At 32.5% G+C, this 1,124-nt stretch carries 1 protein-coding gene; it reads left to right on the top strand.

Translation table 11 applies throughout. From position 1 onward, the window contains the following. Positions 1-78: 78 nt before the first annotated feature. Positions 79-1,110: a pseudaminic acid synthase gene (gene pseI, locus CCO88_RS09635; protein WP_002840622.1), complete on the top strand. Its 1,032-nt coding sequence runs from the start codon at positions 79-81 to the stop codon at positions 1,108-1,110. Positions 1,111-1,124: the final 14 nt, after the last annotated feature.

Below are 1,124 nucleotides of genomic sequence, written 5' to 3'. Positions count from 1 at the left end.
ATAAATATATAAATTGAAGAAATATATAATATAATTATATATCATTTTAGTCAGGAAATTTACCAAAGAAAGAAAAGTATGCAAATAGGAAATTTTAACACCGATAAAAAGGTTTTTATCATAGCAGAACTTAGTGCAAATCACGCAGGAAGTCTTGAGATGGCACTTCAAAGTATAAAAGCTGCCAAAGAAGCAGGTGCTGATGCGATAAAAATTCAAACTTACACTCCAGATAGCATGACTCTAAATAGCAACAAAGAAGATTTTATTATTAAGGGTGGGCTTTGGGATAAAAGAAAACTTTATGAGCTTTACGAAAGCGCAAAAACTCCTTATGAATGGCATTCTCAAATCTTTGAAACCGCACAAAATGAAGGCATACTTTGTTTTTCAAGTCCTTTTGCCAAAGAAGATTTAGAATTTCTAAAACGCTTTGATCCTATAGCCTATAAAATCGCTTCTTTTGAAGCTAATGATGAAAATTTCGTGCGTTTAATCGCCAAAGAAAAAAAACCTACTATCGTTTCAACGGGCATTGCTACAGAAGAAGAACTTTTTAAAATCTGTGAAATTTTTAAAGAAGAAAAAAATCCTGATTTAATCTTTTTAAAATGCACTTCGGCTTATCCTACTGCCATAGAAGATATGAATTTAAAAGGCATAGTAAATTTAAAAGAAAAATTTAATGTTGAAGTGGGACTAAGTGATCATAGCTTTGGTTTTTTAGCCCCTGTTATGGCAGTAGCACTTGGAGCTAGAGTGATAGAAAAGCATTTTATGTTAGACAAAAACATAGAAAGTGAAGACAGTAAATTTAGTCTTGATTTTGATGAATTTAAAGCTATGGTAGATGCAGTAAGACAAGCTGAAAGTGCTTTAGGCGATGGTAAGTTAGATCTAGATGAAAAGGTGCTTAAAAACCGTGTTTTTGCAAGAAGCTTGTATGCAAGTAAGGATATCAAAAAAGGTGAAATGTTCAGCGAAGAAAATGTAAAATCCGTGCGTCCTTCTTTTGGACTACATCCTAAATTTTATCAAGAACTTTTAGGAAAAAAAGCTAGCAAAGATATAGAATTTGGCGATGCTTTAAAACAAGGAGATTTCCAATGACCTTCACCCCTACT

Source organism: Campylobacter coli LMG 9860 (genome assembly GCF_000254135.1).
Lineage (GTDB): Bacteria > Campylobacterota > Campylobacteria > Campylobacterales > Campylobacteraceae > Campylobacter_D > Campylobacter_D coli.
This window is presented reverse-complemented; position numbering and strand designations above follow the sequence as displayed.